The 19,243-nt window shown below is 30.5% G+C and carries 15 protein-coding genes; 5 read left to right on the top strand and 10 right to left on the bottom strand.

All coding sequences use genetic code 11. The annotated features are described in order from the left end of the window. Window positions 1-397: 397 nt before the first annotated feature. Window positions 398-3,013 (bottom strand): S8 family peptidase, encoded by a 2,616-nt coding sequence (locus AEQSU_RS16300; protein ID WP_014783794.1) that lies wholly within the window; start codon window positions 3,011-3,013, stop codon window positions 398-400. A gap of 673 nt (window positions 3,014-3,686) precedes the next feature. Between AEQSU_RS16300 and AEQSU_RS15370 the strand changes: the two genes are divergently transcribed. Further along, complete coding sequence (locus tag AEQSU_RS15370; protein ID WP_014783793.1) at window positions 3,687-3,887, top strand: CsbD family protein; 201 nt, start codon at window positions 3,687-3,689, stop codon at window positions 3,885-3,887. 177 nt (window positions 3,888-4,064) lie between these two features. On the opposite strand, the gene AEQSU_RS15365 is transcribed toward AEQSU_RS15370, so the two are convergent. The 5 genes from AEQSU_RS15365 to AEQSU_RS15340 all read right to left on the bottom strand — a co-directional run bounded on the left by AEQSU_RS15365 (window position 4,065) and on the right by AEQSU_RS15340 (window position 10,070). Then, complete coding sequence (locus tag AEQSU_RS15365; RefSeq protein WP_157429299.1) at window positions 4,065-4,235, bottom strand: hypothetical protein; 171 nt, start codon at window positions 4,233-4,235, stop codon at window positions 4,065-4,067. 1,207 nt (window positions 4,236-5,442) lie between these two features. Beyond that, window positions 5,443-6,135 (bottom strand): DUF4386 domain-containing protein, encoded by a 693-nt coding sequence (locus tag AEQSU_RS15355; RefSeq protein ID WP_014783790.1) that lies wholly within the window; start codon window positions 6,133-6,135, stop codon window positions 5,443-5,445. A 601-nt stretch (window positions 6,136-6,736) separates the two neighbouring features. Continuing rightward, complete coding sequence (locus tag AEQSU_RS15350) at window positions 6,737-7,642, bottom strand: T9SS type A sorting domain-containing protein (RefSeq protein ID WP_014783789.1); 906 nt, start codon at window positions 7,640-7,642, stop codon at window positions 6,737-6,739. Between the two features lie 823 nt (window positions 7,643-8,465). Then, the gene (locus AEQSU_RS15345) at window positions 8,466-9,464 is read right to left on the bottom strand and encodes a nucleotidyl transferase AbiEii/AbiGii toxin family protein (RefSeq protein ID WP_014783788.1); all 999 of its coding nucleotides are present in this window, start codon (window positions 9,462-9,464) and stop codon (window positions 8,466-8,468) included. Between the two features lie 3 nt (window positions 9,465-9,467). Next, window positions 9,468-10,070, bottom strand: a complete 603-nt coding sequence (locus tag AEQSU_RS15340; RefSeq protein ID WP_014783787.1) for a DUF6088 family protein — start codon at window positions 10,068-10,070, stop codon at window positions 9,468-9,470. A 503-nt stretch (window positions 10,071-10,573) separates the two neighbouring features. Here AEQSU_RS15340 and AEQSU_RS15335 point away from each other — a divergent pair. The 4 genes from AEQSU_RS15335 to AEQSU_RS15320 all read left to right on the top strand — a co-directional run bounded on the left by AEQSU_RS15335 (window position 10,574) and on the right by AEQSU_RS15320 (window position 13,220). Continuing rightward, window positions 10,574-11,011 carry a hypothetical protein gene (locus AEQSU_RS15335; RefSeq protein WP_042492136.1) on the top strand — a complete coding sequence of 146 codons (438 nt, stop codon included), beginning with the start codon at window positions 10,574-10,576 and terminating at the stop codon, window positions 11,009-11,011. 152 nt (window positions 11,012-11,163) lie between these two features. Next, entirely contained in the window at window positions 11,164-11,526 is a 363-nt protein-coding gene (locus tag AEQSU_RS15330) for a helix-turn-helix transcriptional regulator (RefSeq protein ID WP_014783786.1), read from the top strand. After that, window positions 11,526-12,827: a type II toxin-antitoxin system HipA family toxin gene (locus AEQSU_RS15325; protein WP_014783785.1), complete on the top strand. Its 1,302-nt coding sequence runs from the start codon at window positions 11,526-11,528 to the stop codon at window positions 12,825-12,827. The genes AEQSU_RS15330 and AEQSU_RS15325 overlap by 1 nt, the downstream gene beginning before the upstream one ends. 114 nt (window positions 12,828-12,941) lie before the next feature. Then, the gene (locus AEQSU_RS15320; RefSeq protein WP_014783784.1) at window positions 12,942-13,220 is read left to right on the top strand and encodes a hypothetical protein; all 279 of its coding nucleotides are present in this window, start codon (window positions 12,942-12,944) and stop codon (window positions 13,218-13,220) included. Window positions 13,221-13,331: 111 nt separating this feature from the next. On the opposite strand, the gene AEQSU_RS16295 is transcribed toward AEQSU_RS15320, so the two are convergent. From AEQSU_RS16295 to AEQSU_RS15300, 4 genes are read right to left on the bottom strand one after another with little or no spacing between them, the layout of a single operon-like run. Then, entirely contained in the window at window positions 13,332-16,085 is a 2,754-nt protein-coding gene (locus AEQSU_RS16295; RefSeq protein ID WP_014783782.1) for a tetratricopeptide repeat protein, read from the bottom strand. A 24-nt stretch (window positions 16,086-16,109) separates the two neighbouring features. Further along, the gene (locus tag AEQSU_RS15310; RefSeq protein WP_014783781.1) at window positions 16,110-17,942 is read right to left on the bottom strand and encodes an Eco57I restriction-modification methylase domain-containing protein; all 1,833 of its coding nucleotides are present in this window, start codon (window positions 17,940-17,942) and stop codon (window positions 16,110-16,112) included. Window positions 17,943-17,952: 10 nt separating this feature from the next. Next, the gene (locus tag AEQSU_RS16290) at window positions 17,953-18,513 is read right to left on the bottom strand and encodes an HNH endonuclease family protein (protein ID WP_014783780.1); all 561 of its coding nucleotides are present in this window, start codon (window positions 18,511-18,513) and stop codon (window positions 17,953-17,955) included. Further along, window positions 18,506-19,177, bottom strand: coding sequence for a hypothetical protein (locus tag AEQSU_RS15300; protein ID WP_014783779.1), 672 nt, complete (start codon window positions 19,175-19,177; stop codon window positions 18,506-18,508). The genes AEQSU_RS16290 and AEQSU_RS15300 overlap by 8 nt, the downstream gene beginning before the upstream one ends. Window positions 19,178-19,243 lie beyond the last annotated feature (66 nt).

Raw genomic sequence — 19,243 nt, 5'->3', positions numbered from 1 at the left:
TTTCTTGATCGCTTATTCTTCAAAAAATACCGGAATCGATTAAACTTCAAATCATCTGCATCTTTTAATTTACGTTCGCTACAAAATTTGCTAAAACTTGATTCAATATTTAAACTCGTTCAACACTTAGCTTGCATTTTAAGCAAAATTTTGGTAATTGAAATTTTAAATTTAAAAAATTTTAGTCCCATCTTCTAATGATTTAAAATTTTACTATCAATACTAAATATTATTTTTTTTTCATTTTATATATCATCATTATAGCAATAAGGACAAGAAGTAATGTTGTTCAAATTTTCTTATAAATTGTAAAATATTTGTAATTTCACTACCCTTAATCCGAAAAAAAGAGGCTCCCTATTTGGGAGCCTCTTATTAATTAAAATAAAAGTAATACTTATTCTTTTAAAACTTTCGAAACCTTTGAAAATCCTTCATCAGTTAATACGCTAACGAAATAAAGTCCTTTTGGTCCATTGATATTAAGTGAAACCTCATTACCTTTCTGCAAATACTTTGCCCCAAAATCTTGCCCTGTAATACTCTTCACTGTTATTGAAATACCTGAATAGGTTTTATCAAAAAGAATATTAATTTCCCCCGAAGTTGGATTAGGAACAATACTATAGAAATTCTTCTCATTATTATTTTCATCAATAACTGAATTTTGATTAGAAGATTTTTTCTTCTTGAAATTACCTATCGTATATCTCTCGCCTCCAACATTATTTTGTCTTGCATCAGTTTGAATTATATCATAAGTAATGCTCTTCCCTTCTGGCAATTCTTGATTAGGTATAATATAAAACTTTAAACTATATGTCTCAAAAGCTTTAGCTAGAATATTATCTATACGAGCTTCTGGATATATTATTTGATAGGTTTGCTTATCTACTCGTTTTATACCTTCCAACTTGCTTTTTTCTAATAATCTCTCTAATTTTTTGTCAGCCTTAATATAAAACTTTCCAATATCTTTAAAAGCAACTCCAGTATTATTTTCCGTCAGATTTAAATTCAAGTTTATACTTTGGTTCTTTTTATCTACATTTCTAATAAAAACCCAAGGAGCATTAGAATCAAATTGATTTAAATCATAGACACTTACATTTTTCCAAGAGATATTATTATTATTAATAGTATTGGTATTTACAGAATTTCCTTCTGTTCCAATGGGATCAGAAGCTGATTCAATTCTACTAAGTAAACAGAAATGGTGAACATCATTTATATAATCCGCAGGATTTGGAGGATACCATGGTATTTTAACAATTACTTCTTCTTGAATGGACATGGGAATTGAAGTAGAGCCAATATAATCTCCATGTAAAACACTATTGCTACCCACGAATTCATAATAATTGTTCCAGTGCAACGGCCAAGAAAGTCCTGTTGATGCCTTACTGAAATATAGCTTCACACTTGCGTCATCTATTTTAGAACAATCTTTATTATTAATCCGAATGTAAACCCAATTAGGACTTGAAGTCTTATATTCTGGATTTTCATTGGTCAAACCACCATCATCGTCATTACGCACCCAAATATCAGGACTTGCCCACATAATTCCAGACGAAGGTTCTACGCCATTGTCAGTAGGAGTATCTCTTGTATAAATATCTGAAGTACTTACGGCTAAAACAGCTTGATATGCATTTAAACGTCCATAGCCCAATTCTTTAGAGTGCCCTTGTTTGGAAGGATTCCAATTGTAATTATAGCTGCCCACTTTATCTGCTGTGCATTTTAACGTATATTCAATTTCTTCATTTGTTAATGTCGCATCTACTGAAAGCATTAATGCCACAGTTGCAGATACAATTGGCGAAGAAAATGAAGTTCCATCACTATAGCCATAGGTATTCCCGATTTGAGTACTCAAAATGCTAACCCCAGGTGCTGCCAGATCTAAATCAGTTCCTGAATTAGAAAAGCCCGCTTTTATATCGGTTTGGGTAGTGGCCCCAACAGAAAATACATAGGAATTGGACGAGGGATAACCAATGCTGGTACTGCTTCCATTTCCTGATGAACATACAATAAAAACACCACTAATATACGCAGCCTGCAGTGCAGCATCAATTGCTGAGGATGGCGCAACAGTTAAACTAAGTTGAATTATTTTTGCGCCATTGTCCATTGCGTAAAGAATAGCATCGTCCATTGCAGCTGAGTTGGGACCGTAATCTCCAACACCAACAATCATTAATCCTGCGCCTGGACTATTATTTCCTCCTGCAATACCAGAAATTCCAATACCATTATTTGTTTTAGCGCCTATTATGCCAGCAACGTGAGTTCCGTGAAAATAAGGTCCACGGGAATCGTTATTGGAATTTCCAAAATCCCATCCTTTCCAATCATCAATATATCCATTTCCATCATCATCCACTCCATTTCCTGTAGCTGGATTATTCGGGTTAGTCCAACTATCTTCTCCAGTATTTAAATGGATATTTTGGTAGGAATCTGTTCCAAATCCTAAATCTTGATGGGTCCAATCTGATCCAGAATCTAAAATAGCCACCACAACACTACTATTTCCAGTTGTTATATCCCAAGCATTGGAAATATCTATATCAGCATCGCTGGCTTGTTCCAGATACCATTGTGCAGTATATTGTGTATCATTCGGTATTAATATATATTTTCCAATAGTATTTGCAAATACATCCTTTACAATCGGGTTTTTGAGCAATTGCCGATATATATCTATTAAATTTTGCTTTTGGACGGGACGAAAGTCATAAAACCCGAGCTTATTACTTCTAACTAGTTTCATGCCATAGGCTTTTTCCAATTGTTTAATTTTTTCCTGGGATGGAGAGCTTTTAAATTGAATAGTTAATTCGTCGCTTAGATTAAATAAATTACCTGTCTTTTGGTCTATTAATTTCCAATCCAAATCAACTTTTGTGAAAATCTGTTGATTAATTGTCATTTTTTCTTGTGAGTAAATAGTCGCTCCTGTTATCAAGAAAATGGTCAGTAGAAAAATTGTAAGCTTTTTCATGAGAATAAATTTATTTTATCCCTACTCTATAAACTGGCTTTTCGGGTTCCTCCATCAAAATAAGTATAAAAATTCTGCAGAAATTTTATCTAAGTTACGAAGAATGTGGGATTTATCGTACAGGTAAATCCCCCTATTTTTTCGGGGAAAAGTTGAATTGTTCAAAATAAAATCATTTTTCAATACTAATTTCAGCTCTCAGCAGTAGTAGTTTCTTACGAAAGTTCCAATCCCTTTGCCTAACAATTATCTATTAAATTAAACCGCAAACAGAGATCGTCGTTTGCAATTTGGAGTATATATATAATCTTAAACCTTAAAATTGATCATTCCCGCATTTTAAAAGTGCTCTCAAATTCATTAATATTCTGCTATTAGTTATATTGGTGAGGTTGAAGTTAAGAATATAAATAAGCAGAGAATATAATAATCTAAAATTCTTCAGAGAAATTCACTTGCTTTCGCAGTGTTTTATTTGAATGGTTTAAAATGATATTAAATAAAAATGGTGAGAAAATTTTTGTTAGCTCGTATCATTCACGAATTAATCTAAAACCATTTTTACAGTTAAAGTTTCTTTAATTAGAAAGAAATATCGATTCAAAGTCCAGAAAAGATAAAATAAGTTCGTAAATTCAATCAACAAAATTATTAACCTAAAAAAATATAAGTTATGAGTGCATTTTCAGATAAAATGAAAGGCAATTGGAATATTGCTAAAGGAAAAATAAAACAACAATGGGGCGATCTTACCGATGATGATTTGGATTACGCCGAAGGTAAAGAAGACGAATTAAAAGGTAGAATTCAAAAAAGAACAGGAGAGACTAAGGAAAATGTCAATAAGTTCTTTGATGATATGAAGTTTGATTAAGACTTAGTCGCTAATTATTAATATATATATCCCGCAAATTGCGGGATTTTTATTTAAGTGGTAATACTGTGTTTTTACGGATTGTAATTTTTTAAAGATTAAATTGGCTGAAAATCAGCTGCCTTTGAGTTAATACAAAAAGAGCTTTAAAATAAGAATTGAGCATTCTAATTTTAATCAATCCTCCAACTCACCTATATCATCCTTATCTATTTTCCCTTTCCGTTTATCTTTTCTGTATTCCTTCTCCTGGTTTGCATTGTTTTTATCTGGATCTATAGGTCGTTGATCTGGCCGGGTATTGTCTTCTTTATCTTCCATATTAAAAGTTTTTGAAAAAATGTTCAAATTATAAATTTTATAATAATAATTCATAATAAAATTCAACTCGAGTAGGCTAAAGAATCTAAACAAATTTAAAACTCTTTTTCTTATTAAAGGACTGCTAATTTAATAAGAACTTTCCAATAATTAGCGAATTTCATAGTGCAGCAAAATCATAAGAAATAAAATAGCGAAAAATAATACTAATCCTATAACAAAAATAAAAATTAAAAATTTTGGACTATTCAAAATTGAAAATTTCGCTTTTTTATCAGGCATATCGTAATCAGTTTTAACCCCAAAATAGCGTTACCCTGAATTAATTTTCTGCAAATTTATTGCAGGTTAGAATATGTTAATGACTCAATCAAATATATTTTTGATAGTATACAAATGAAAGGTCTTCTTTTTTCAACTTACTACAACAGAAAAATATAGTATAGCCAAATTTTCAAAAAGGTTTTTTAAAATTACAATTCCCATAAAAAAATTATTCACTTCATTTTTGTTGAAATCGATTAGAATATTAATGCAATCAAATACATTTTAGTCTTATAACACTTTAATTTATAAATTTACTTCTAGGAAAATTTATTTGTAGAATATATGTCATTCGTTTCCCAAATTTTTATTGCTGGAATTTTTGCCACTATTGTTATGACTTTTTTCAGTTATGTCCTGTCGTTCTTCTTAAAAAGTAATTTTAAAGAACCTCAGATTATAAATCTTATAATCTTTAAAACCCTTAAAAATCAATCTTATGTAAAAAGGCATGATATTTATGGCTGGATCATTCATTTCGCTGTTGGCATTTTGTTTGTAGCGGTTTTTAAAATAATCAGAATTTATTTTCTTGTCGATCTAACATATTTCACTGGCTTCATATATGGGTTTTTTGGCGGTATATTAGGAGTAATAATATACGCGCTAGCATTTGCAGTACACCCAAATCCTCCCGTAAATAATAGGATTTTGTTTTATTGTCAATTGGTAGTTGGACACATTATTTTCGGTTTGGTCATGTTGTTTTTCCTAAGACATCTGTGATTAAAAAATTATTGGAAAGATTGCCAAACTAAAATTTGAATTACAATTATCCTGACACAGGAACTTCACAAGAACTTCATTATTTCCAAGGAAGCTATAATATAAACATCAAATTCGTACTCTAAAGAATGCAGCCAAAATTGGAATTAAATATTTAATATCTATTTATTTTAAAATACCTTTATCACCCGCTAATTTTTGCTGTATCAACCCCTTTAATTAGCAACCACAAACATAATGTTAGTTCCCCAATAAATATTGGAATTGCCAAATAAACAAAGTATGGATTTTCAAATCCTTTTGAAAGAAACATTACAAAACTATTTATAAGATAACACAGCCCCGTAATAACGTAAAGCATGCCGAGGAATTTAGGTAGCATTTCAGATTTAAATAATACATAACCAATAATTATACAATAAAAACCAAAAAACACCAAGCCAAGACCATATCCTTGAGCTTGGATATTAAGGGACAATAATGAAAGTGATGCTAATTGTTCTGGCTGAAATGAATTGAGATAAACATCGTTACTTAAAATTAATAATGGCGAAATTTGATTTAAAAGATTGACTGCGATAATTGCCGTCTGGATAATGACAAATGCTAATGCAAGCTGAACCAAAAGTTTGTTCACTCTTTTGAACAAAAAGTACATAATTAAAACGCTTGGCAGACCAATCACAAAATTAATAATGTCCGCCACAAATCCCCAACGATATAGCATTTCGTAGGTTTGGATGTTGTTGGCCGTAGTCATAGCATCGTTCGCAACCCTTAATGTTTGTCGGACAAAAACTTCGGAAAATAAACCTGTAGCTATCACAATTAGATAACAAAGTCCGGCAATACGAGCTAAATTTTTATCAGTTATCATTTTTTAATTAATATTTATAATTTATAACGCAATAGTTCCAAGCAGCAAAAGGCTCAGCAATCTCAAAAAGAATTTAAATACAAAATGATCTAATTCCTTGAAACTTTTCATTCTCAGATTTTACCTTCCTCATCCATTCTCATTCCAAAAGACTGACGAATTATTCAGATTTTTGTTACATTTTTAATAAATACACAGTTTTCCTTCCGATTTGAAAGTATTAGAAACGGATGTAATTTTTCGAAAATTTAAATTATATTGTACTAATTCTTTAATTAAAAAGTAGCAAGCATCAATCAAATTATTGAAAACAACAAACTTCTATTTTTTAAAATAATTATATATGCAACGGTCCACAAAGCAAAGGATATCATTATAAAAAGGACTGTAGAGGGTTAAAAATTGATTCCTTGACCATTGGTAAAGCAAAGGATAAGGGTAGATCCATTTGTAGATGGGAGGATTAGTATTTACAAACACACATTGCTACAAAATCGCAAAAGTTTGTTAAGCACCTAGTAATTCAATATTTAAATGAGAATCACAAAAAAAATAGGGCTGTTCAAACAGCCCTATTACTATCATAAATATCCTATTTTATTTATTCTTTTATAAATTTTTCAGTTTTGATAACCTGATCATTTTCAAATATCTTCATAAAATAAATTCCACTTTTTAAATCGGATACATCAATCGAAAAGTCATTACTTTTTGGAATTAATACATCACGAATTTTTAATCCTGAGTAATCGTATATTTCCATATTTTGGTTATTATCAGGTACCTTTTCATATGTAACATTTATAAAATCATTTACTGGATTTGGATGAATAATAATTTTCTGATTTCCTCCACATCCAGACATTAAAGTTTCAGTATGTTCTAAGGCGCAGAAATTACCATTTCCGTCCTCTAAGGTGATTTTTAAAGTAATTGTCCATGGCCCAATGTCCCCATCAGTTAAGTCAGCAAAATGGGATGGCCCACCGTATTCATATCTGTCAATATTGTTATTTTGATTAACCAAATGCCATTCGTAAGCATTAGCACCAGTTATTATTGTCCATCCTGGATCTAGAATATAGTCATTTGTACTAACAATCAGTAAAACGTCACAATTACCATTACCGGCCACATCACTAAAATTAAATAACGTACCACAATCGCTTCCTATACAATTAACAGATACGGTAAAGCATTCTGTTGTAGAACAACAACCTCTATTCGTTTTGCCAATAGTGGTTAAAATTACAGTGTACGTTCCATTATTATTATAATTGTGGGAAACCGTCTGGCCTGTCCCAGAAGTGCCATCACCAAAATTCCAATAATATCCTATAATATTTGTATAAGTACCACCCGTCGAGGTAGCGGTAAATTGATAGCTATCACAATCTATTTGATTGGTTGAATGTCCAGAAGTTAAAGTGCACGGTCTAATGTCATCTTTAGCTTGAGACCATGCGAAACAAGTAAAGAACAGAAATAAATAGATAATTTTTTTCATAGCATTGAGATTTAAGTTAAACTAATTTTTCTTAAATATAATAAATTATTTATTAAATATTTAACTATTTTTAAAAGAATATTAAAATATAGTTCCCAATAAACGAAATATTATAACTTTAATCGTGCTTATATTATAAATTATTATAAATTATTATAAATTTTCAATTCATTAAGTACGGAAATATTTATATAATAAATAGCAGAGAACATACATATTTACAAACTGTTTTTGGAGCTTGATATTCATGTTGTCAGCCGTTAGCATTGATTTTATTAATTTATTAGGAGGTTTCAAAACCTTGTCAAGAATATTCTGTCAAGAGTAAATAATAATTTTGGAATAAAAAATTCCTCATATCGTCTAAAAATTAAATCTACAGTTACACTATATTCTAAACACTATATGTAAATCGAACATGACTTGTATCTGTTTTAAAGAATGAAGGTGTCCAAGCTTTACCCTATTCCTTCCTCCATTGCTATCTACTTAGACATGGTGTCCAAGTTTATGTCCAAGCTTAGCATCATTATTATCATTTTGACTATCTACTTGTACACTATGTCCAAGCTAATGACCAAGCTAAAGACAATGATAATAACATACCCCAAAATTTAAGCACCCAAATAACCAAACTTAGTGACCAAGTAAACGGTCCCCTCAAACAAAACACAACACCGTCACAACACCGTTAAAAGGACAGTTTAATAATGTTCTGAAACAAAGTTATTTTAGGAGGATTATAATTGTTAATTGGTTGTCAAATTTTTAATGAAATAAAATTATTTGTGAGAAATCGTAATAGGGTGAAAGACGATATTAATTATTCTAAATTGTTGAATCTATCTCTTAACTTTTTCAATTTTTTAATCAAGCTGTCAAAAGATTCGGTTTTTCCATAAAACATACTTTCCTTCATAGCCAAATAATCTTTTTTATACTCTGCAATAATTTCAGGTGGAGGGATGAAATCAAGAGTCTTATAATCGTGCTTACTATAATCTACCCACGAAACTCTAGTTAATTTACTGCGGTGTGCTATTATTGTTCTATATAATTCTTTGCTTTCAATAGCTTTTTCCAAAAAATCGGTGTCCATAAGTCTGGAGAGATCATACAAGTGTCTTGTCATTCGCTCACTTTTTATTTCTTTGTCTTTTGGTTTTTGAAACTCCTCGTGCAATAGAAACATTTTTTCAATTAAAGTTCTAGTTGGTGTAACAGTAGGTATTAGAACGGGTTTAGCTATGAATTTTTGATCTGGATAAACTTCGCTTATTACAGAGGACAGTTCTCTATTTTCAAAGGGTTCTATAAGTGATCTTGAACTAATTTCTATAAGTATTCTTGGTTGTAGATACTCTTGTTTTTCTACCAAGGAATTATATCTCAGTTCTAAAGCCAATGGGTCGGTATCAGATTCTTCAAATTCTGTTACGCTTAATTCAAATTCTTTTACTCCATTTTTTAGAAGAGCTTCTTTAAGTAGCTTAGGGAGCTTTTCATCCACATACTTGCACGAAGCCTTTCTAAGATTTTTAATTTGAGTTCTATTTAAGTCACCTTCAAAAGCAAAGAAAGATCGGTCTATGGCTAAATCTATATCCTCTGAAAACCTTTCTATTATTCCCCATGCCTTACTCAAGGAAGTTCCCCCTTTAAAAACCAAATGGGGTGCTATTTCTGTTGAAAATATAGCCTGCAATGCTATCATGACCCATAAATCCTTTTCCACAGCTACAGGTAGTAACCCAGTTTTAGAACTAACTTGATTTATTATAATTCTTCTATCCTCTTCTGTTAATTTAAACCATTCCTCCATATTTTAAAGTGCAATTAATTCTTTAATTATTTTGGCTATCCACTGGGGGGCAAGTTTAATGTCGTGTGTTATAATATCTTTATCTTCGGTTTGTAATATTTGTTTTATTCTTTCTTTAATTTTTGAATTAACATTCTTTTCCTCCAATTCCTTAAGGGCTTGAATAATCAGTATAATACTATTACTTTTTACAGAAAGCAACTTTGGAGAAGCTTTTTTAAACTTGATGCTCCCATTATTTACATTTATTGACCTTGCTGAACCATCCGTCAAATACACAATGTTCATCGGTACCTGTGTAGATAGTCCCAATTTGTTAAGTGCCTGAATCCCTGTAGGTATTATCCTAGCCTTATCTCTTTTAGCAATAGCTTTAGCAATTTGCTCGGTACTTGGATATAAAATACCAAATGAAGGATGTTCTTTTGGATATAGATAAACTCCATGTGCTATTCGCAAAAGAAAGGTGTCATTTTCTAATCTGTTTAAGGCTTTTCTTATAGCAGTTGATGATCCAAGTTTTGAAAAATCACTTGGGAAAAATATTTTACCCCTCTTATAATTAGTGATAGCCTTTTTTACTCTATTCTCAATAGATACAGCCATTTTCTTGTTTAAATTCTGTCACAAATATAGTAAATAATTGTGACAAATAAGATGGTAATAAAGTATGTAGATATAGAAGGAAAATAGGAGTTAACTCCATAACACAGAAAAGAGGGCAACTGCCCTCTTTTCTGTGTTATGGATGACACTATACTACATACCTTTTACTAAGGTGTTTTTTACTTTTATTAGAAGTTTGTTTTATTAAACACCTTAGTAAAAGGTATGTAGGCGAAGTTAGGTTTTTTTTCTGACAAAGTCAAGATAAAAGGGGCCGGCATTATAAATATTATTAATCAAGTCTGTATGGCGCCAGCGGAAATATTTGCAAAAATTCTTAATAAGGATCCTACCAAAAGCACCAATATCGGTTACTACTTAATGGAGAGGATAATCGATGTTGCAAACTTATATCTTCTAAAAATTAAATCAATTAGGAAGTTACATTTTGAAGATTCATTTTCCGATATCGTTGAAATGGGATTAAAGTTATCCCTCTGTACTTGGGGCTTCTCAATTCACCCCAATCCACTGGAGGTCATTCTCCTTCTAAAAAATCTGCAGGAGAAAAAGATTTGGTAATAGGCAGGGGGCATGATGAGTTGGCCGTTTTTGAGGCATTGATTTATAAGAGCAAGTCAACACTTCAAGATCATATGACCAAAATATTCAATTATACGCATAGAAGGGAACGCTTTTACATTATGGTCTATGATGATCATCCTGACTTCAGTGGTTTTGATAAAAGATGGCAAAAATACTGGCATAACGAAATTCCAAGTTTAAACTATCCAAAAGACTTTAATTTTACCTCCTCTGAAACCAAAGATGTTTCCATAGAATTGGATTTGCTGTCTACCTCCATCAGAGCTGGTATATCTAAGCATGGCAATTCAACAACAATTTATCATATCTATGTAGGATTAAATTATGAGGTTTAAAAACAAGGCGGTAATGTTTGTTAATGTTAGTTTTTACAAACATTAAATTATATTTTAATCAATAATGTTGGTATATGCTAACCTTGTATTATATGTAATAATTCTTTATCTTTGTTTGTAAATACCAACATTAAACATAACTTTACTTTATTATGATGGCAGATACCAACGTTAAATGGATTGCAATGACGGATGATGGAATTATCAAACAAATAGGGAATTTTATCAAGAAAACGAGAATAGCAAAAAATAAAACACAAGCCCAAATTGCTGAAGCAGCGGGTATAAATAGATGGACTGTGAGTAAAATGGAAAATGGAGAGTCCATCACTTTATCCCTATTGATTCAAATTTTAAGGGCGTTGGACGCACTATATGTGCTTGACAATTTTACAATAAGTAAACAAATAAGTCCGCTACAGGCAGTGAAATTGCAGAAAAATGAAAGACAGAGAGCCAGTGGTGTTACCATTAAAAATAAAAGCAAACTTCCAAACCATAAAAGTGATTGGTAATGATTGATACGGCCACAATTAAAATATGGGGTGAAACTGTTGGAGCGGTACTGTGGCTTGAAAATGAACAAGTAGCTACTTTTGAATATGCGCCAAGTTTTGTAAAAAATGGATATCAACTAGCTCCTCTTAAAATGCCACTACAGGAAGGAACGATATATAGCTTTCCAGAGTTAAGACCAAGAAATATCAATTCAGAGAATACATTCAATGGGCTGCCAGGTCTCTTGGCCGATGTATTGCCAGATCGTTACGGAAATCAACTTATCAATAATTGGTTGGCACAACAGGGTCGTGCAGAAAACAGCATGAATCCCATAGAAAAATTATGCTTTATCGGTACTAGAGGTATGGGAGCGCTTGAATTTGAACCCGCAACCAATTCCAACAAAGGGGTGTTTGACATAGAGGTTGATGGTCTAGTAGCCATAGCCGCAGAAATGCTTAATAAAAGGAGTAAATTTGAGGTTAATCTAAATGCCAATGAGCTAAAGGCAATGAAAGATATCCTAGCCATTGGTACCTCTGCCGGTGGAGCAAGGGCGAAGGCTATCATAGCCTACAATGAAATAACGGGAGAAGTAAAATCCGGACAAGCAACAGCCCCTAATGGTTTTAAACACTATCTTCTCAAATTGGATGGGGTAGATGATGTACAATTTGGAACAACAAAAGGATATGGTCGTATAGAAATGGCATATTATAAAATGGCCACAGATTCTGGAATAGATATGATGCCATCGAGACTATTGGAAGAAAACGGTCGTGCACATTTTATGACGGAGCGCTTCGATCGGGAAGTTGACGCTGTCAAGCACCACATCCAAACCCTCTGTGGGATACAGCATTATGATTATAACCAAGTGGGAGCCTATAGCTATGAACAATTGTTTCAAACCATGCGCCTCTTAAGATTGCCCTATCCACAGGCAGAACAGATCTTCAGAAGAATGGTTTTTAATGTAATAGCGCGTAACTGTGACGACCATACAAAAAATTTCGCCTTTCGTTTAAAACAAGGAAGCGAATGGGAAATAACCCCTGCTTACGATATGTGCTATGCATACAGACCTGGCAGCGATTGGGTAAGCAAGCACGCATTAACCGTTAACGGAAAACGGGAAAACATTACCATTGCAGATTTATTGACCGTAGCAAAATCAATGAATATCAAAAAGCCCACGCAAATAATAAAGGAAATTAATGGTGTCATACAGCAATGGATGGTTTATGCAGAAAAATACGGGGTAGAAAATGCATTGAAAAAAAAGATTGCCTCAAACCTTATTGATTTAAAGTAATTGTTTTTGTTTGGCTTTTTCGCTGCCTAAATTAACTCTTCCCTTTACGGAATCCCGTAAAACAAATCAAAAACCCATACATACCTTTATCCCCTAATCTTAAAAATTTAAATTATGGGAACTACAGTTGGAGACGTAATAATCTCGTATGATATTAATAGATATCATACCGATGTAAAAAACGCAATGATCAATCTTGGATATAGAACGCAATGGAATTATCCAGAAAAGCCTTCTTATCAATTACCTAATACAACTTTATTAAACACTAACAAATCCTCTGACCAAGCGATGGCAGACCTAAATAATATATTCGCAAAAGTGTTCAACAGCATATTATGGCTTGAAATTATTAATTCAAGTTTATTAATATATGATACAATAATAATTTAGTTTCTCCACGATAATATTCTGTTTTAAAAATTTAAATCATGAAAAATCTCAAAAATTTACTTTTTGTAGGCGGTCTATTTTTAAATATAGGTAGCTTGTATATGGAGAATATTAATCAGGATTTTTATACATAATAAAGCTATGCAGATCGTTTGACAATTCAGGTCGTTTCAAACAAACCTCGGTTATCCAAATTTTTAAATCATCGAAATTTTTATCTTCCGGAAGAATTAACGTATTCATTCCTTTTTTGAAAAACTCAATAACATCGAAAGATTCATTTTTATTTATAGTCTCCAATATTGTGATTAAAGGTTTTCTTTCATTAAATAATGAAGCATTTACATATAGCCCTAAAAGTTCTATTGAATTTAAAAAATCATTTGAATACCAAAATGAAAACATAAGGCATCTATATAAAAAAGGAAGCTCTGGAACTTCAACTGTATTATTTCTATTAATCAAACTATGATGTTCACTCAAAACTTCAACGGCTTCATCAAATTGTTTAGACAAAACTAAATGATAACCGTAGTCTAATAAAGCGCTTTCTAACTTTCTTTCTAGTCCAAATTGTTTTGCTAAAGACACATTTATTTGAAACATCTCAGCAGCCGATATATAATCTTTTGCATTTGAATAAGTTGTTCCATAACTAATGTATAGATGATATAATCCTTCAAAACCATTTAATCCATTTTTTTCTATTGCCTTCTTATAATAATCAATACCTATGTCAAAAGATTCAAAAGCTTTTTTATATTGACAATCTTCACTAAAGGCATCCCCTTGGGAATGCCATATCTGTGCGGCAACATAATTATCTAAATTTTTAAAATCCATAGAGTCTATTAAGCTATTAATTTTTTTAATTGCCTTTTTTTGCTTTCCTTCATTTAAAAATATTCTCGATATACTTAATTGACTTTGAATAGAAATTGATTTAATTTGAGATAGTGACAATTTATCATATATTTTTTTTGCCTGTTCCAAGTAATTATTTTGCCCTTCTATCTCTGATAAATAAGTAAGAATACTTGCTTTCTCAAAAAGGAAATGTGAGTATATTTCAGAATTCGGGTTTAACTCTATTCCCTTATTATAAATTTCTAAAGCTTTTTTATATTGTTTCTGCATTCGATAAACCCTACCAAGAACATAGAAAAGAAAATCCCAACTAATATTTGGATTCTTAGAAATAAGGTCATTCACATATTTTGTCACCAAATTAAAATAGCCGCTCCCCATCAAGTTTGAAATAAAAACCTGGCATTCCTCTTTGGCACTTTCTTCTTCACCGATTTTGAGGGCCAAATTTATTAACCCAATCTTTTCAATGATTCTTGGTTCTTTTATATTTTGTAAATACTTAATAAGTAAATTTAAATTTAAGTTTAAGTTTTTCCCTATCTCATTTCTAAACTTTTGGATGTTTAACTTGATAAATTCTGGAATTATGAAATGGTCATTTCCGAATTTCTCTATCAAAAATTTTTGTTGAAGTGACTTTATAGAGGAGGTATACGAAACATCAATTAAATGATCTCCTAACAAATATCTAAAAGGTATATCTAGCATTAAAATGTAAGACAATAGTTTTTTTTCTTCTATATTTAATTCCGAGATGATTCTCTTATTTATATAATCTTCATAATCATTTTCACCTCCACAATTTAATGAACCTATAAGTTCACTAATGGGCTGATAAGAACTCAAAGAAGCTAATAACTTTACAAGGTAAGGATGACCTCCTGTTAAAGTATATAAAGAATTAAAATCATTATCATTTATTTCTTCCAAACCATATAATTCACACAATTGTGCAAATGATTCAACAGACATCCCTTTTAATTGGATTTTATAGGGATGATTAGTCCAAGATATAATATCAAATTCTTCAGTAGTGGTTATTATAATTTTTGAATTATTTAAGCTTGCATTTAAAATTTGTGAATACAAAAAAAGCTCATGGCTAGAATTATTAAGAGCATCAAAAATGACACAGATAGGATACTTATTGAGTAGATATATTAAACTATTATTAATTACAACTTCGTTGCTTTCTGATAAACATTTTTTAAGGGAATTATCTTTAAACTTTTGAATTAAAAAATCAGATAGTGTAACTAAAAATGATTCCTTATTTTTTACGATATCACATTTAACCCAAAAAATTTGATGATTTTTGATTGTATTGACGAAGCTTGAAACCAGATTAGATTTTCCAATACCTGACAAGCCTTGAACAATAATTGTGTTGAATTTTTTAAAATTATTTTTGAGCTTCTTTAATTCATCTTTTCTACCAATAAAATTTGTGATTGCAGGTTGACCAAAAAACTCATTTATTTCTGAAATCGTCTGTCTATTTTTATTTGTATTAAATAGTTCAAATAAATTATCTTGCTTACTTTCAACTTTTTTTATTGCCTTTAAGGTTTCATCTATCTTAAAAGATATTTCATTAAATTTATCAATTACAGAATGAATATGATTTGGATTTATATGAATCTTTTTTTCCGAAAATTTATATAGATGAAGCTGTTTAATTTCCTTAAGTTTTGAAGTAGTATAAACATCTATATTATTGGTCTCAATATGATGCTTATGACACAGTAAGACTAAATTGTCGAATAATCTTCTTTCTTCATTTGTCTGCTCTATATTAAATCTTTCCCCTCCAGGTTCAGCAGCTTCAATATGACAACATTCACTAACTAATTCTCCAGCATCATTAAATATAACTTCAACACAGTTTTCAAATGCACATTGATTTCCAGATTTAGCCAAAAGCAATCTTATGGTCGCTGTTTTAGGGGTTAACCTTTTTGGAATTTCTTTAGTTGTATTCGACAATTTTTTCACTTATTTGGTTTAGAATAACATATTTTAAGACAACTCTATTTCATACTTCGATTCAATAAATTGATTTAACCATTCTTGATTATCTTCTTTTATAATTAAATCAATTTCGTCTTCATTAAAATCATAAAAACCAAAATTTTTGATGTATGTTCTACTTAAAGAATAATAGCCTGATCCATATGGTTTGCTAGTTTGTGTTACATAAAACCAGAATATTCTAGAGCTCATGATTTTTTTCATAAACTCTAAATCTTTTTGATTCTGGGCAACTAATGCTAAGCCATTATAAAAAAGCAAATTTTCGTCATTATTTATTAAGTAATTCGGAATATTTGAAGTGATATGAGGAAAGAAAAGTTTATTCTTCATTTTTTCTAAAGACTGGTTACGACCGAATGCATACCACTTTTCATAATTTCCATTTCCTTTATCTCTAGTTGCCAAAATAGTTTTTTTTGATTTTAAATATTTATAAGCCATCGGGAAATTAATTCTAAATGATTTCTCATCTATTATTTCGACGTTTGTCATTGTACGCTTATATGGCAAAATAATTTTTTGTTTAATCTTTTCAGTAATACCTGCCTTCTTTAACTTGTTTGGATTTATGATATCTGTACAAATACCTTTTTCTATTGCATAAACTGTGTCATTATTTAAATAGTAATAATCTTCATCTTCTGATATTGGTGAAAATATATATATATTATTTTTCAAAGTGGCTATGCCATTTCTTGTTCTAAATTTTTCGCCCAAAGGTGTTCCTATTGATTCAATTTTATTAATCACATCAGTATTTTGTAAATTCCAACCATTGAAACTATCTAACTTTGAATATAGAATCCTATTTAAAGTTATTGTTTGATCAGTTTGCAGTTTTTGTGGATTCAATTTCAAAAATTCAATGTAATCCTGCTTAGCGTTAGATATAAAACAAAGACAGGTATATGTAGATTTTGAGCTAAAAACTTGCTCACTACCAAAATCCAAAATTGTAATTTGTTGTTTCCTGTTTTTAAAATATTCTCTCAAAGCTCTTCCATTTACACTTTTGAAGAAAGTATTCATAGTTATATAGCCTAATCTACCTTTATTATGAAGTATGGATAAACCAATTTCAAAAAAAGGTATATATAAATCTGGATGACCAGTTGAACAAACCGACCAATTTTTTAAAAGCAATTTAGAATCTTCATCAATATTTCGAGAACACACGTATGGTGGGTTACCAATAACCGCTTTAAATCCATTAAAATCTATAATATGTTCAGCCCAATCAAAATTTAATGCGTTACCTGTGAATAGGTTAAAATTGATATTCACGTTATCTTCACCTTTAGATAATGAAAAAAGAATTAAGACCAATTTTGATCTTAAAGTAGAATACTTTTGAATATCCAGTCCAAACAAATTTTCTTCAAAAATGAGCTTAAATGGCTTATTTGTTTTTTTATGTAACCAATCTGCTGCGGTCAACAAAAAAGAGGCACATCCACAAGCAGGATCACAAACATTTATATTATATAAATCATCTAGATTTTGAAATAAATTGTTAACTATATAATTTCTTATATGTTCCGGGGTATAAATTGCTCCTGTAACAATTTTATCCAAGGGAGAAATGACGAACTCAAAAATCTGTATAAGATTTTCAAAATCAGATATTTTATGGACTACCATAAATTTTTCAAGTTCTTTAAAGTCCGAGGAGTCTACCCTAATTAAATATTCCTTTATAAATTCATTTTTTGTATCTTCAAGATTGTTTGAATAAATGAAATTGGAAACCACTAACCTATCAATATTATTAGGATCAGTATAATGAGTTTCTAAATATTTAAAAATAGCTTTATTCATTTTATAAAAGTTAAGCTCTCAAATATTTTTTAAAATTGTTATATTTCATTCCTACTTCAACAAATAAGTCTTTTGCTTTTGCATTATTAGTTCGTTCAATCAATACTTGAAGTTCATACATTCGATTTTCTAATTGTTCTAATGTCCAAATTATACTATACCTACTTAAATATAATTTCAATTTTTTATGCATATAAACTGCCTTAGCTGATGATTGGACGGGAAGAATTTCTCCTTTTTGATTTCTATAAAAATGTATATTATAATCAGTATTGCAAGGATCAAGATAATTTCCATCATCATTGCTTTTTGCTCTATTCACATAAGAACAAGAATATATAAGATTTGAATATTTCGTTTTTAAGTGTGGATGTATTGACTGGGGTAAAAAATGATCTATTTGGAATGAAACGGTCCCGCCAAACCAATGGTCTATGCATCCTGTATACCCACACTTCATTTTAAAATCTTCTCTTAAAAAAGACTTGTATTTACGATAGTCCGCATATTCCCTCCCTTTATAAAGTCTTTCAGGGATTTCTTCTTTTTTTCTAAAAGGGAGTTTACTCATTACTATCCTTAAGTGATTTAGTTAACTCATCGACTTTATTCAGCAATTCCGATAATGGCTCAGATTGCATTTCTAATTTTGCAATTCTAGAAATATTACTTTTTTTATCCAATGCGTTTTCTATCAATGAATCAAGCTTTAATAATTCATCCTTTTCTGGGGCATCAAGTATATCTTTTTCTGATTTTGTAATTAGTTCAATAAGACGAGTCTCTGCCTTCTCAAGTTTTATTTGATAATGTATAATTTGATTTTTAACCCTGTCAACAAAATTTGCTTTAGCTTTTGTTCCTTTTTCCGAACCATGTAAAATTCCTTTTATATATACGATATTAACATCATCACTCTCACTTACAGCTTGATCATCAAAAGACGTTAAAACAAAGCAAGGAAAATCTTCCCTGATTTCTAAAAAAGTTTTGACTAACTGTGTTCCATTATAAGGAACATTGTATTTTATGCTAGTTTTTATTTCATTTAGCATAAAATCCGTCACAATCGCATCTGGATATATACTAATAATCTCTTCTATCATATCCTCAAGATTGTCTAATGGATATATTGATTTAACCTCAAATAAATCCTCAAGATCTTTTTCTTCGATATAGTCTTTAAAGTCTTCAATATCATCAAGCTCTTCATCAATGAATAAAAGTTTATACATAATTATTTTCTTTTATATTTAACTGGAAAAGTTAAGCGAATCCCAAAACCAATTTTTGGATACAAT

The organism is Aequorivita sublithincola DSM 14238, from assembly GCF_000265385.1.
GTDB lineage: Bacteria > Bacteroidota > Bacteroidia > Flavobacteriales > Flavobacteriaceae > Aequorivita > Aequorivita sublithincola.
This window is presented reverse-complemented; position numbering and strand designations above follow the sequence as displayed.

Excerpts from the sequence above, each read along its gene's own strand:
- AEQSU_RS16300 (WP_014783794.1), bottom strand. The coding sequence starts at position 3,013 with ATGAAAAAGCTTACAATTTTTCTACTGACCATTTTCTTGATAACAGGA.
- AEQSU_RS15370 (WP_014783793.1), top strand. The coding sequence starts at position 3,687 with ATGAGTGCATTTTCAGATAAAATGAAAGGCAATTGGAATATTGCTAAA.
- AEQSU_RS15355 (WP_014783790.1), bottom strand. The coding sequence starts at position 6,135 with ATGATAACTGATAAAAATTTAGCTCGTATTGCCGGACTTTGTTATCTA.
- AEQSU_RS15350 (WP_014783789.1), bottom strand. The coding sequence starts at position 7,642 with ATGAAAAAAATTATCTATTTATTTCTGTTCTTTACTTGTTTCGCATGG.
- AEQSU_RS15345 (WP_014783788.1), bottom strand. The coding sequence starts at position 9,464 with ATGGAGGAATGGTTTAAATTAACAGAAGAGGATAGAAGAATTATAATA.
- AEQSU_RS15340 (WP_014783787.1), bottom strand. The coding sequence starts at position 10,070 with ATGGCTGTATCTATTGAGAATAGAGTAAAAAAGGCTATCACTAATTAT.
- AEQSU_RS15330 (WP_014783786.1), top strand. The coding sequence starts at position 11,164 with ATGATGGCAGATACCAACGTTAAATGGATTGCAATGACGGATGATGGA.
- AEQSU_RS15325 (WP_014783785.1), top strand. The coding sequence starts at position 11,526 with ATGATTGATACGGCCACAATTAAAATATGGGGTGAAACTGTTGGAGCG.
- AEQSU_RS15320 (WP_014783784.1), top strand. The coding sequence starts at position 12,942 with ATGGGAACTACAGTTGGAGACGTAATAATCTCGTATGATATTAATAGA.
- AEQSU_RS15310 (WP_014783781.1), bottom strand. The coding sequence starts at position 17,942 with ATGAATAAAGCTATTTTTAAATATTTAGAAACTCATTATACTGATCCT.
- AEQSU_RS16290 (WP_014783780.1), bottom strand. The coding sequence starts at position 18,513 with ATGAGTAAACTCCCTTTTAGAAAAAAAGAAGAAATCCCTGAAAGACTT.
- AEQSU_RS15300 (WP_014783779.1), bottom strand. The coding sequence starts at position 19,177 with ATGTATAAACTTTTATTCATTGATGAAGAGCTTGATGATATTGAAGAC.